The 12,396-nt window shown below is 70.8% G+C and carries 11 protein-coding genes; 6 read left to right on the top strand and 5 right to left on the bottom strand.

What is annotated here, in order from left to right; translation table 11 throughout:
* Positions 1–4 precede the first annotated feature (4 nt).
* From EWH70_RS17385 to EWH70_RS17375, 3 genes are read right to left on the bottom strand one after another with little or no spacing between them, the layout of a single operon-like run.
* The gene (locus EWH70_RS17385; protein ID WP_165436306.1) at positions 5–541 is read right to left on the bottom strand and encodes a GtrA family protein; all 537 of its coding nucleotides are present in this window, start codon (positions 539–541) and stop codon (positions 5–7) included.
* 22 nt (positions 542–563) lie between these two features.
* The gene (locus EWH70_RS17380; protein WP_130476469.1) at positions 564–1,076 is read right to left on the bottom strand and encodes a GtrA family protein; all 513 of its coding nucleotides are present in this window, start codon (positions 1,074–1,076) and stop codon (positions 564–566) included.
* A 51-nt stretch (positions 1,077–1,127) separates the two neighbouring features.
* Positions 1,128–3,365, bottom strand: coding sequence for a sigma-70 family RNA polymerase sigma factor (locus EWH70_RS17375; RefSeq protein WP_130476468.1), 2,238 nt, complete (start codon positions 3,363–3,365; stop codon positions 1,128–1,130).
* A 187-nt stretch (positions 3,366–3,552) separates the two neighbouring features.
* On the opposite strand from EWH70_RS17375, the gene EWH70_RS17370 reads away from it, so the two are divergent.
* The 5 genes from EWH70_RS17370 (at position 3,553) to purE (ending at position 8,584) form a co-directional block, all read left to right on the top strand.
* Positions 3,553–4,398 (top strand): GGDEF domain-containing protein, encoded by an 846-nt coding sequence (locus tag EWH70_RS17370; RefSeq protein ID WP_420809073.1) that lies wholly within the window; start codon positions 3,553–3,555, stop codon positions 4,396–4,398.
* Positions 4,399–4,506: 108 nt separating this feature from the next.
* Complete coding sequence (locus tag EWH70_RS17365) at positions 4,507–5,748, top strand: glycosyltransferase 87 family protein (RefSeq protein WP_130476619.1); 1,242 nt, start codon at positions 4,507–4,509, stop codon at positions 5,746–5,748.
* Positions 5,723–6,895: a glycosyltransferase 87 family protein gene (locus EWH70_RS17360; RefSeq protein ID WP_130476466.1), complete on the top strand. Its 1,173-nt coding sequence runs from the start codon at positions 5,723–5,725 to the stop codon at positions 6,893–6,895. The genes EWH70_RS17365 and EWH70_RS17360 overlap by 26 nt, the downstream gene beginning before the upstream one ends.
* The gene (locus EWH70_RS17355; RefSeq protein WP_130476465.1) at positions 6,888–8,072 is read left to right on the top strand and encodes a 5-(carboxyamino)imidazole ribonucleotide synthase; all 1,185 of its coding nucleotides are present in this window, start codon (positions 6,888–6,890) and stop codon (positions 8,070–8,072) included. The genes EWH70_RS17360 and EWH70_RS17355 overlap by 8 nt, the downstream gene beginning before the upstream one ends.
* A gap of 17 nt (positions 8,073–8,089) precedes the next feature.
* The gene (gene purE, locus EWH70_RS17350; protein ID WP_130476464.1) at positions 8,090–8,584 is read left to right on the top strand and encodes a 5-(carboxyamino)imidazole ribonucleotide mutase; all 495 of its coding nucleotides are present in this window, start codon (positions 8,090–8,092) and stop codon (positions 8,582–8,584) included.
* Here purE and EWH70_RS17345 read toward each other — a convergent pair.
* Positions 8,581–10,233, bottom strand: a complete 1,653-nt coding sequence (locus EWH70_RS17345; RefSeq protein ID WP_130476463.1) for a class I adenylate-forming enzyme family protein — start codon at positions 10,231–10,233, stop codon at positions 8,581–8,583. The two genes, purE and EWH70_RS17345, sit on opposite strands and share 4 nt — an antisense overlap.
* A gap of 72 nt (positions 10,234–10,305) precedes the next feature.
* Between EWH70_RS17345 and EWH70_RS17340 the strand changes: the two genes are divergently transcribed.
* A complete protein-coding gene (locus EWH70_RS17340) occupies positions 10,306–11,487 on the top strand; it encodes an acyl-CoA dehydrogenase family protein (protein ID WP_130476462.1) in 1,182 nt (393 codons plus the stop codon).
* A gap of 98 nt (positions 11,488–11,585) precedes the next feature.
* Here the strand turns inward: EWH70_RS17340 and EWH70_RS17335 are convergent, their stop codons facing one another.
* Positions 11,586–12,245, bottom strand: a complete 660-nt coding sequence (locus EWH70_RS17335; protein WP_130476461.1) for a 5' nucleotidase, NT5C type — start codon at positions 12,243–12,245, stop codon at positions 11,586–11,588.
* Positions 12,246–12,396 lie beyond the last annotated feature (151 nt).

The raw sequence follows: 12,396 nt of genomic DNA, 5'->3' as shown, positions 1-12,396 counted from the left end.
GCTCTCAGCGCTGCGGCAGCTTGCGCACGACCGCGTCGTTGTCCCGCCGGCGGTGCCCCAGCTCGTCAGGGAACACCCACTTCTTGAACCCCCAGAAGCGGAACACCATGGCCAGCAGCATGCCGATCACCGAGCCGCTGGTGAAGTCGGCGATCTCCTGGACCAGGAACGACACGTGCGGCACCTCGAGGTCGAGCACGTACCGGGAGACGTAGAGCGGGACCAGGTTCACCGCGATCGCCACACCGCTGATCACGAAGAACAACGCCGCCTCGTGATGGCGCTGCCGTCCTCCTCGGGTGCGGAAGGACCACTCGCTGTTGAGGATGTAGGACACGATCACGGCGACGATGATGGCGATGGCCTTGGCCGTGGTCGGCTTGGTCTCCAGCACCGTCAGCTTGAGCAAGTACCAGACGCCGTTGTCCACCAGGAACGTCGTTCCGCCGACGACGGCGAACTTGAGCAGTTCGCGGTGCTTCACCAGGATGCCGCGCAGCGGCTTGGGCATCCTGGCCAGCACGGATTCGACGACGGTCACGTGCGCAGTCTACGTATCCGGCTCACGCGGCCTTGCGGGCCTCGGGCTCGACGGGCTCTTCGGCCCGCTGCTCGGCGGTGAGCGGGAACACCCATTTCCGCATCGCCCACCAGCGGAACACCATGGCGATGGCGGTGCCGAGCACCATGCCGGACAGGAAGTCGGCGACCTCCTGGGTGAGCAGGTCGACGGCCGGTACCCGCAGGTCGAGGACGTACCGCGACACCGCCAGCGGCGCCGAGTTCAGGCCCAGGCTGATGGCGCAGACCAGGAAGAACAGCGCGGCCTCGTGGTGGCGCCGGTGGCCGCCCCTGGTGTGGAAGGACCACTCGCTGTTCAGGACGTAGGACACGATCGTGGCGACGATGATCGCGATGCCCTGCGCGGTCAGCGGGTGCGCCTGGAGCACGGTGATCTTCAGCGCGTAGTTCACGCCCAGCGTGACGCCGAAGCAGATGCCGCCGACCGTGGCGAAGCGCACCAGCTCACGGTGCCGTTCCAGCAGCGGCCGCAGCGGCTTCGGGATGATCCCCATACGCGGCAACGCTACCGCCCCCGCCACCCGGCGGAGACGGCCGGTAACCCGCTAAACGAACGGGAACAGCCTGGCCAGCAGGTTCGGCTCGGTCGACTGCGGCGCGACCGGGGGACTCGGCTTGGCCGGGCTCGACGGCGTGCTGGGCGACGGCTTGGCCGGGGAGGACGGCGGGCTCGGCTTCACCGGCTTGCTCGGCGTGGACGGTTTGCCCGGCTTGTCCGAACTGGGCGGCGAACTCGGCGAACTCGGTGAACTCGGCGTGCTGCTCGACGGCGTGGGCTTGTCCTTGCACAGCTTGCCCCAGCAGTCGAACCGCACCGACTTGGACTCGGTGGCCCGGCCCAGCTTGGCCGTGACCGTGACGGTCAGGTCCGGGCTGGCCTTGCGCTCCAGCATCACCCACAGGTGCAGGTGCTCGCGGGGCTTGAGGTCACGCTTGCTGGTGCAGGTCGTGGTGCCGCCGTCGGTACCGCAGCGCACCCGGTAGCTGCCCAGCACCAGCCGTGCCGGGTCGTCGACGGTGACCGTCACCGGCCTCGTCGTCGGCCCCTCGTTGCGCACGCTGATGTGCAGGACCGGGTGCCGGGCCCAGGGGAACGTCGAGGTCCAGGCCGGATGCACGCGCAGGCTGAGGTTGTCGGCGGGCGCCTTCACCGGGACCCGCACGGCCACGTTCACCGGACCGCCCGCGCTGACCGAGCCGGTGACCTGGCCCGCCTCGGCCGTCTCGTCGGCGACCAGCCGGAACGTCAGCACCGCCGTCTGCCCCGGTCGCAGGCCCTGCTCGGTGCGGCAGGTGACGGTGCCGCTGCCTGCCGGGCACTGGACGTGCACCGTCGGCGCCGGTTCCGCCGGGGCCGTGCTGCTGCCGGAGGTGCTGCTCTGCGCCCCACCGCCGCCGCCACCGGGCGGCACGGCGGACACGCCCTTGGGCAGGTTCAGCGTGATGATCACCGGCTCGGACGTCGTGCCGCCGTCGTTGCGCACGGTGAAGGGCAGGTCGACGGGGCTGCCGCCGGGTTCCAGCTCGGCGCCCTGCGGCGGGGTGGCGATCACCCTGGGCGGAAGCGGCGCGGGCGGCGGAGCCGGCTGGCTCGCAGGCGGCTCGGCCGGGGGCGCGGGCGGTGGCGCCGGTGGCGGAGCCGGTTCGGCAGGCGGAGGTGCGGGTGGTGCGGGCGGCGGCGCCGGGGGAGCCGGCGGGACCACCGGCGCGGCGGGTGGCGGCGGTGGCGGCGGAGCCACCATCGCGGGCGGGGCGGGCACCTGCTGGGCGACCGGCAGGCTCGGGCTGCCGCTGGCCAGCCCGACCGCGACGGCCGCGGCCACGACCGCGGCGGACGCGCCGACGCCGACGAACTGCCGGGGAGCGCTCGCGGCGGCTCCGGCCGCGGCACCGCCGCCACCGCCTCCGCCCGCCGCCCCGGCGGCTCCGGCACCGGCCGCTCCCGCGGCCGCCGCTCCCGCGGTGACCGCGGAGCCCTTGAGCGCCCCGGCGGCCGCCAGGTACCCCAGAGCCGCGCCACCGAGCACGATCGGCGCGATGATCGCGCGCAGCACGCCGTTGACGTCGGCCAGCTCGGCGGCCAGCGCCCGGCACCGGTCGCACTCGTCCAGATGGGCCTCGACCTGGGCGCGTTCCCGTTTGGACAGCCCGTCCCTCGTCCACGCGCCCAGCCGGTCGGCGGTCGCGCGGCAGCGCTGCTCGGACGTCTCGGCCAGGTGCACCTGCAGGTAGGCCTGCCGCAGGCCCTCCCTGGCCCGGTAGGCCAGCGCGGACACGCCGTTGGCGGTCAGCCCCAGCAGCGGCGCCACCTCGGCTGGCGACTGCTGCTCGACGACCGTGTGCCACAACACGGCCTGCCAGCGCTCGGGCAGCCGGGCGAACGCCTTCGCGGCCAGCGACCGTTCCAGGCCGGCCACCGCGGTGTCGGAGAACTGCACGGTCAGCGCCTCGGCGCCGACCTCGGTCATGTCCTCGTTGAGGTCGACCTTGCGTTCGCGCCGGGTCCGGTCATAGGCGGTGTGCCGCAGAGTGGTGAGCAGGTAGGCGCGGAAGGCGGTGTCCGGGCCCTTGCCGGCCCGCAGCGTGTCCAGCACCTTCGCGAACGCCTCGGAGACCAGGTCGTCGGCCTCGGCCGAGGACCGGGCCAGCTGCCTGGCCAGGTTGCCTGCCGCGCCGACGTGGCGCTCGTAGAGCGTGCCGTAGTCGGCGATCGTTCCCCCGCGAACGGCCGCGATCAGCTCGGCGTCGCTCCGGCCGCCTGCCTGTTCGGGAACTGTGGACAACCCGCCCGCCCCTCTTACTCGCACGTAAACCCTGGCTCAGTGTGACTGACGTACCCGTGACCGTCACGTGGTGGCCCTGTGGATGACCCGGAGGGTGCAACCTTCCGGCCCGACCGCCGTAATGATCGCCCGGCTGCTCCGTCTCTCTGCCGGAGGAAATGACACGGCGAAGGGACGACGGCAAGTGGTGGACATGCCGGCTCCCGGTTCACTCCCCGGCTCGGGTGAGGACCGGAAGGTCGACACGGGGGACCGCGTGCTGCGGACCCTGCGAGCCCGCTGGCGTACCGCCAGCCTGGCTGCTGGCTGGCGGTTCCCCAGTGACTGGGGCCTGCCGGAGGTCGACGCCGTGTGCGCGGCGGTCGTCCGGGAGGACCGCGCCGAGCAGGCGCTGGCCGGACTGGGCAGAGCCAGGGCGGCGGCGGGTGCCGGGCTCACCGAGACGCTCACCGACCTCGCCGCCCTGCACGCCGTGCTCGACCAGCCCGACGGCGCCGACGGGTTCGTCGCGGCCGACGTCGACTCCATCCCGGCCCGGCTGATCAGGGTGACGGCGGTGGCCTGGGCCGACGTGGCCATGGACAAGCTGGCAGGCGCCGAGGTCACCGACCCGCTCACCGGCCTGCCCAACCACGCCTACCTGCGCACCCGGCTGGCCGAGGTGTACGCGGAGGCGGCCGCGGCGGACCGCAGCGTCGCCGACGACCACACCCTGCTGGTCGTCTCCATGGACTTCTCGCAGGTGAGCGGCTGGCCGCGGCTGACCGGCATGATCATGGTCGCCGACGCCGTGCGCGAGGTGTTCCGCTCGGGCGAGAGCGTCGCGTCGATCGGCCCTTCGGCGGTGGCCGTGCTGGCCCGCCGCTCCGGGAAGGTCGCCGGGCGGGGCGTGCTGCTGCGCCGGGCGCTGACCGACCGGCTCGCCGTCGACGCCCAGTTGCACGAGGTGGCGCACCCGCGCATCAGGGTGCTGCGGCTGCCCGGCGACCACGCGGCGGCATGTGCCCTGGTCGACGACGTACGGCGATCCTGACCTGCCCGGCCCGCGGATACCGAGTCGTGATTTCCTTGGCCGGTGACCACACCGCCACGACTAGCACTGAGAACCGCACTGGCCAGACTGTCCGTGCGGCCCAGGTCGATGCTGTGGCTCGCGGCGGTTCCGGTCATCGCGATCGTGGCGGGCGTCATCGGCTGGCTGCTCGACTGGCGTCTCGGCGTCGACAGCGCCGTCTACCGGGCCGGCGCGCTCACCCTGCTCAACGGCGATCCGCTCTACGAGGCCAACTCGCTGAGCACCGAGCCGTGGTGGGCGCTGCTGCCGTTCACCTACCCGCCGACCGCGGCGATGATGTTCGCACCGCTGGCGCTGATGCCGATCCAGGTCGCCTGGGGTGTGCTGGCCGCGGTGTCGATCCTGGCGATGGCGTTGTGCATCCGGGTGGCCATCGGCAGCCTGCCCCGGCTGCCTGGTGACGTCTCCCGCTGGGCCCAGCCCGGCCGCGCCACGCTCGTGTTCGCCGTGGTGCTGCTCGGCCTGGAACCGGTGTGGCGCACGGTGTTCCTCGGCCAGATCAACCTGATCCTGATGGCGCTGGTGATGGTCGACGTCCTCGTCGTCACCGCGCGCGGGTCCCGCTGGGGCGGGATCATGGTCGGCGTCGCGGCCGCGGTGAAGCTGACGCCGATCGTGTTCGTCGGGCATCTGCTGTTCACCGGCAAGTGGCGGGACGCGCTGCGGGCGCTGGCCACGTTCGTCGCCCTGCAGGGGCTGATGTTCCTGATCGTGCCGTCCGACGCGTGGCGGTACTGGACGCACACCCTGCCCGACACCGGCCGCATCGGGCCGCTGCACTGGGCGGGCAACCAGTCGCTCAACGGCCTGTTCAACCGGCTCACCGACCTGGCGCCGTGGGCGTCCACCGCCGCCTACGTCGCGGCGTTCGCGTTGCTGGTGCCGTCGATCTGGCTGGTGGTGCGGTTCCACCGCAAGGGACAGGCGCTGGCCGCGCTGCTGGTGACCGCGTTCTGGATTCTGCTGGTGTCGCCGGTGTCCTGGTCGCACCACTGGGTGTGGGCGGTTCCGCTGATCGTGCTGCTGGTGTCCCGGCTACCGCAGACCACGCTGTCCACCGCGTGGCGCCGCTGGGTCGCGGCGGCGGCCGTGGTGGTCGTGTTCGCCAGCTGCGTGCTGCTGATCATGCCCAACGGCCGCGACATCGAGCTGCACTGGGACTTCTGGGAGTTCGTGATCGGCAGCGCCTACATACTCATCCCGTTCGTGCTGGCCGCGGTGCTGACCGTGCGCTGGTACCTGCTGCGCAGACGGCCGCCCGTGCGAGAGCCTGCCAAAGACAATGTCGACGCGTCGATGGTCAACTGAGTCCGCTCGCTGGTGGCCAGCCGCCGTCGTGGCCGCCGCGTTCGCGGCCGGGGTCGCGGTCTGGCTGGCCGGCTGGCACCTCGGCGCGGACAGCGCGGTGTACCGGGCGGGCGCCCTGTCGTTCCTGCGTGGCGAGCAGCTCTACACCGACCGCGCGCTGAGCACGCTGCCGTCGTGGGTACTGCTGCCGTTCACCTATCCACCCGCCGCCGCGCTGCTGTTCACCCCGCTGGCGGTGCTGCCGGAGGGCCTGGCCTGGGGCGCGCTGGCGGCCGGGTCGGCCGCGTCGCTGGTCGTCGTGGTGCGGCTGGCCGCCCGGGGCAGCAGGCTGGCCGCCTGGCCGGCCGTCGCCGGGCTGTCGGTGCTGGCGGTGGCGCTGGAACCGGTGTGGAAGACGTTCTTCCTCGGCCAGATCAACCTGATCCTGATGGCGCTGGTGATGGCCGACGTCCTGGTGCTGTCGGCACGCGGGTCCCGCTGGGGCGGGGTGCTGATCGGGGTGGCGGCGGCGGTGAAGCTGACGCCGCTGGTGTTCGTGGCGCACCTGATCGTCACCGGCAGGTGGCGGGACGCGCTGCGTGCGCTGGCGACGTTCGCGGCGCTGCAGGGACTGATGTTCCTGCTGGCGTTCGGCGACACCGCGCAGTACTGGGAGCGGACGGCGTCCAACGCCGACCGGATCGGCGCCGTGCACTGGATCTTCAACCAGTCCCTGCACGGGCTGGTGGCCCGCGCGGGTGAGCTGACCCCGCTGGCGATGCCGGTGGCGCTGGCGATCGGCGCGTTGCTGGCCGTCCCGGCGGTGTGGCTGGTGGTGCGGCTGCACCGGCGCGGTGAGGCACTGATGGCGTTGCTGGTGACCGCGACGTTCGGGCTGCTGGTCTCGCCGGTGTCCTGGACGCACCACTGGGTGTGGACGGTGCCGCTGGTCGTGTTGCTGCTGGTCAGGGCCCGGTACTGGGCCGTGGTCGCGGTCACGGCCGTGTTCACCGGAGTGGTCATGCTGGTGCCCAACGGCGGGCGCGCGGAGTTCGGCTGGGGCCCGCTGCTGTCGGTGCCGGGCAACCTGTACGTGGTCGCCGCCACGGTCGGGTTGCTCGGCTTGAGCGTCCGCGAACTCGCACGTCTACGATCTGCGCGTGGATGAACGGACCAGGCTGCCCGTGGTGGGAATGGTGGGCGGCGGCCAGCTGGCCAGGATGACCCACCAGGCCGCGATCGCGCTCGGGCAGTCGCTGCGGGTGCTCGCCGCCGACGAGAACGACTCCGCCGGCCTGGTCGCCGGCCAGGTGGTGCACGGCTCGCACACCGACCTGGAAGCGCTGCGTGGCTTCGCGTCCGGTGTGGACGTCGTGACGTTCGACCACGAGCACGTTCCCGGTGAGCACCTGCGTGCGCTGGTGGCCGACGGCCACACCGTCCGCCCCGGCCCGGACGCCCTGCTGCACGCCCAGGACAAGCTGGTGATGCGCAGGCGGCTGGAAGCGATGGGCCTGCCGATCCCGGCCTACGCCGAAGTCACCGCGGTGGACGACCTGCTCAAGTTCGGCGCCGAGCACTCCTGGCCGGTCGTGCTCAAGGCCGCCCGCGGCGGGTACGACGGCCGCGGCGTGTGGATGGTCGGCGACGAGGAGCAGGCCCGGCAGCTCGTCCCCGAGCTGCTGGCGGCAGGCACCCCGCTGCTGGTTGAGCAGAAGGTGCCGATGCGCCGCGAGCTGTCCGCGCTGGTGGCCCGTTCGCCGTTCGGACAGGGTGCGGCCTGGCCGCTCGTGGAGACCGTCCAGGAGAACGGCATCAACACCGAGGTGCTCGCCCCCGCCCCCGGCCTGCTGGCCGACGTGGTGCGGCAGGCGCAGGACCTGGCGCTGCGGGTGGCCCGCGAGCTGGACGTCGTCGGCGTGCTGGCCGTCGAGCTGTTCGAGACCGACGACGGGGTCGTGGTCAACGAGCTGGCCATGCGGCCGCACAACTCCGGCCACTGGACCATGGACGGCTCGCGCACCTCGCAGTTCGAACAGCACCTGCGGGCGGTCCTGGACTACCCGCTCGGCGTCACCGACCTGCTCGCCCCGGCCTGCGTGATGGCCAACGTGCTCGGCGCGCCCGAGCAGCCCGCGATGGGGCCGGACGAGCGGCTGCACCACCTGTTCGCCCGCTTCCCGGACGCCAAGGTGCACCTCTACGGCAAGGGCGAACGGCCCGGCCGCAAGCTCGGGCACGTCAACTTCGTCGGCCCGGGCCTGGACGAGCTGCGGCGCAAGGCCAGGCTGTCGGCGCACTGGCTGTCGCACGCCGTCTGGGCCGACGGCTGGCAGATTCACTGAGACGAGGAGCGTGGAGCATGTCCCCGGTTGTCGGCCTGATCATGGGCAGCGACTCGGACTGGCCGGTGCTGGAGGCCGCGGCGACGGCGCTGGACGAGTTCGAGGTGCCCTACGAGGTGGGTGTCTACTCGGCGCACCGAACCCCGCAGCGGATGCTGGACTACGCGTCGTCGGCCGCCGGGCGGGGCCTGCGGGTGATCATCGCCGGGGCGGGCGGTGCCGCGCACCTGCCGGGCATGGTCGCGTCGGCCACCGTGCTGCCGGTGATCGGCGTGCCGGTGCCGTTGAAGTACCTCGACGGCATGGACTCGCTGCTGTCCATCGTGCAGATGCCCGCCGGTGTCCCGGTGGCGACGGTGTCCGTCGGCGGCGCGCGCAACGCCGGGCTGCTGGCCGTGCGGATTCTCGCCGCGGCCGACGAGGGCCTGCGGACCAGGATGGCGGAGTTCCAGGCCGACCTGGAGAAGCTGGTGCTGGACAAGGACGCCGCGCTGCGCTCCAAGCTGTCCTAGAGAAGTTCGCGTAGCTTGCGCTTGAGGATCTTGCCGGTGCCCGACATCGGGATGCGGTCGACGAAACGCAGGTCACGCAGCCGCTGGTAAGGCAGGACCTGCTCGTTCACGGCCCGCATCAGCGCGTCGGCGTCGAGCTGGTGGTTGCGCCGGTCCGGCACGACGAAGGCCACCGGCCGTTCGCCGACCGCCGGGTCGGGCTGGCCGACCACGGCCGCGAGCGCGACCCCGGCCTGCCCGGTGAGCAACTCCTCCAGCTCCCGTGGGTAGACGTTGTACCCCTTGTACAGCAGCAGATCCTTCTTGCGGTCCACAATGGACAAGAAGCCGTCGTGGTCGAGCACGCCGATGTCGCCGGTGTGCAGCCAGCCGCCGCGCAGCGCGAGTTCGGTCTCCTCGGGACGGTTGTGGTAGCCCTGCATGACCTGCGGGCCGCGAATACAGACCTCGCCGGGCGTGTCCGGCGGGAGCGGGTCGCCGCCCTCCTCGGACACGATCTTGATGTCGGTGTCCGGCAGCGGCGGTCCGATGGCGCCGGGCTTGTACGTGCCGGAGGCGAAGCTGTGCCCGACGGCGGCACCCATGGTCACCTCGGTGAGGCCGTAGCCCTCGGCGAAGACCGCGTGCGGGAACCGCTCCAGCAGTGCGGCGACGGTCTCCGCCGGGATGGGCGCGGCACCGGAGTTGAGCAGCCGCACCGAGGACAGGTCGCGGGTCCGCAGGTCGGGGCACTTGAGCAGTGCGGCGTACATCGAGGGGGAGCCCTGGATGGAGTTGATCCGCAACCGTTCGGCCTCGGCCAGGTAGTTCGCCGCGTCGAAGCGGTCGTGCAGCACGACGGTGTTGCCGGTCAGCAACGGCACGATCAGGCTGGCCAGCGTGCCCATGGCGTGGAACCACGGGGTGAGGTTGATCGAGATCCCGGTGCCCAGCCGGATGGGCCAGTCGTCCTCGGTGCCGACCTGGTCCAATCGCAGGTGCCCGCGGCGGCCCAGCGCCGGGACCGCGCCGTTGGCCCAGCAGGCGTACTGCAGTGCGCCCGCGACGACGTTGCGGTGGGTCAGCCGCACGCCCTTCGACCGCGCGGTGGTGCCGCCGGTGTAGGCGAGGTGGGCCAGCGTGTCGCCGGTGACCTCCACGCGGGGCGGGACGTCGGTGGCCTCGCGGTGGAAGTGGTCGAAGTCCACCGCGCCCGGCGGCAGCTCCCCGATGGGGGCCGCGACCACCACGACCTCGACCTCGGTGCGCGGCAGGACGCTGGTGAGCAGACCGGACGCCGCACCGCACGTGACGACGGCGGTCGCGGCACTGTCGGTCAGCTGGTAGGCCAGCGCCTCCTTGGGCAGCAGCGGGTTGGCCGGGCTGAACGTCGCGCCGGCCAGCATCGTGCCGAAGTAGGCCACCGGGTAGGACAGCGTGTTCGGCAGGTGGAACGCGACGACGTCGCCCGGCCCGATGCCGTGTGCGCCGAGCGCGTTGCCGAAGCGGCAGGCGCCGCGCCACAGCTGGGTGTAGCTCAGTTCACCGCGGCCGTGCTGGAACGCCGAGCGGGCGCCGTACCGTTCGGCGGCGCCGGCGAGGATCGCGCCGACCGGTACGTCGGGATACTGCAGACTGCGCGGCAGTCCCGGCGGCGGCGTGATCGACATCACTAGACCGTACGAAGAGTGTCAGCGACGACACAAGAGGGGGCCTGTGAACGGGCGCTAACATCGATGGGAATGGCACTCGTGGAGAGAGGTGACGCGGTGACGGGGCTGTACCAGCTGGCGGAGGAGCACGAGGAGCTGCGCGCGGCCGTGCGATCGCTGGCCGAGAAGGAGATCGCGCCGTACGCCGCCGAGGTGGACGAGCAGGAGCGGTACCCGCGCGAGGCACACGACGCGCTGGTCAAGGCCGGATTCCACGCCGTGCACATCCCGGACGAGTACGAAGGCCAGGGTGCCGACGCGATCGCGGCCTGCATCGTGATCGAGGAGGTCGCCAGGGTCGACGCGTCGGCGTCGCTCATCCCGGCCGTCAACAAGCTGGGCACGCAGCCCATTCTGCTGGCGGCGTCCGAGCAGCTGAAGAAGCAGGTGCTGCCGTCGATCGCCGCCGGTGAGGCGTCCGCGTCCTACGCGCTGTCCGAGCGGGAGGCGGGCTCGGACACGGCGTCGATGCGTACCCGCGCCCGGCTCGACGGGGAGAACTGGGTGCTCAACGGCACCAAGTGCTGGATCACCAATGCCGGCGAGTCGAAGTGGTACACCGTGATGGCGGTGACCGACCCGGAGGCGGAGAAGAAGGCCAACGGCATCTCGGCGTTCGTCGTGCACGCCGACGACCCGGGCTTCTCGGTCGGCCCGAAGGAGCGCAAGCTCGGCATCAAGGGCTCGCCGACGCGGGAGATCTACTTCGAGAACTGCACCATCCCGGCCGACCGGATCATCGGCGAGCCGGGCACCGGCCTGAAGACCGCGTTGCGCACGCTGGACCACACCCGGCCGACGATCGGCGCGCAGGCGCTGGGTATCGCGCAGGGCGCGCTGGACGCGGCGGTCGCCTATGTCAAGGACCGCAAGCAGTTCGGCAAGGCGATCAGCGAGTTCCAGGGCATTCAGTTCATCCTGGCCGACATGGGCACCAAGATCGAGGCGGCCCGTCACCTGGTGTACGCCTCGGCCGCGGCGACCGAGCGTGGTGACGCGCGGGCGGGCTTCATGGCCAGCGCCGCGAAGTCCTACGCGTCGGACGTGGCGATGTCGGTGACCACGGACGCGGTGCAGCTCTTCGGCGGCGCCGGCTACACCCGGGACTTCCCGGTGGAGCGCATGATGCGCGACGCGAAGATCACCCAGATCTACGAGGGCACCAACCAGATCCAGCGCCTGGTGATGGCCCGCGCCCTCCTGAAGGGCTGATCTTAGGCGAGTCCGCTGTTTCCCCGTGAGTCAGCCGCTCGCGGGGGAACAGCGGATTGGCCTTTGGTGAAGGCGTCACGGTGTCTATCTACTCATTCTCAAACTGCCACGGTGCCCGTGGGAGGATATCCTGGCCCCGGGGGAAGACTTAGGTTCCGGCGGCTCCGCCACGAGTAGTAGGCACGACGTACGAAATCTTCGGCTTCGGCCCAAGTTTCAGCTCTCATGACAGGTGCTGGGTGCATTCGAGCGTTGGTGGAGTTCGTGAACGCCACGACCGCCCTATTGTGCTTTTCAAGCTTTCGAATGTTCTCCTCGCCGTCTTCGATGTAGATGTCGGCGTTCACGTGCCCCTTTTCTTTCATAAAACATAGGTCCCAGTAAGGGATGGCGTGACGGTCAAGCCACTCGACGGTTTGTTTGACCGCGGTTTTGTGAAAATAAGAGATGAAAATTCTGTGCGTGATTACTCGAATTCGTACACCTTCGGTGCTCAGTCGTCTCAGCGATTGCACGCAGCCTGCTATCGGGTGCACATCCAAGAAAAGGCGACACTCTTTAACGGCGTATCTGTGTATGCGTTTGTACTCGTCGAGAGACGAAACGCCCCACTGTGGTAGTCCATAGGAGACGTCGCGGGGCAAGGTGTCTGGGTCGACGCCGCGCCAGTATGCAACGACCTCTCGCATCTTGCCGTAGAAATCTGCACAGACGCCATCCAGGTCGACGCCGAGCACGAACTGGTCTTCGGTGGTCATGCCAGCCTCCGTTGGTTGGTTGTCTACCGGCGTCGGTTACTCGCTGTAGCCTGTTACGTCAAGTGGGGCACTGCGTTCGTCCTGATGCAAGCCTGTGACATGGCGCTTACGTATGTTTCTTGCGGGCCTGTGGACCGAGGCGGTTTGACAT

Source organism: Amycolatopsis suaedae, from assembly GCF_004214935.1.
GTDB classification, from domain to species: Bacteria; Actinomycetota; Actinomycetes; order Mycobacteriales; family Pseudonocardiaceae; genus Amycolatopsis; species Amycolatopsis suaedae.
This window is presented reverse-complemented; position numbering and strand designations above follow the sequence as displayed.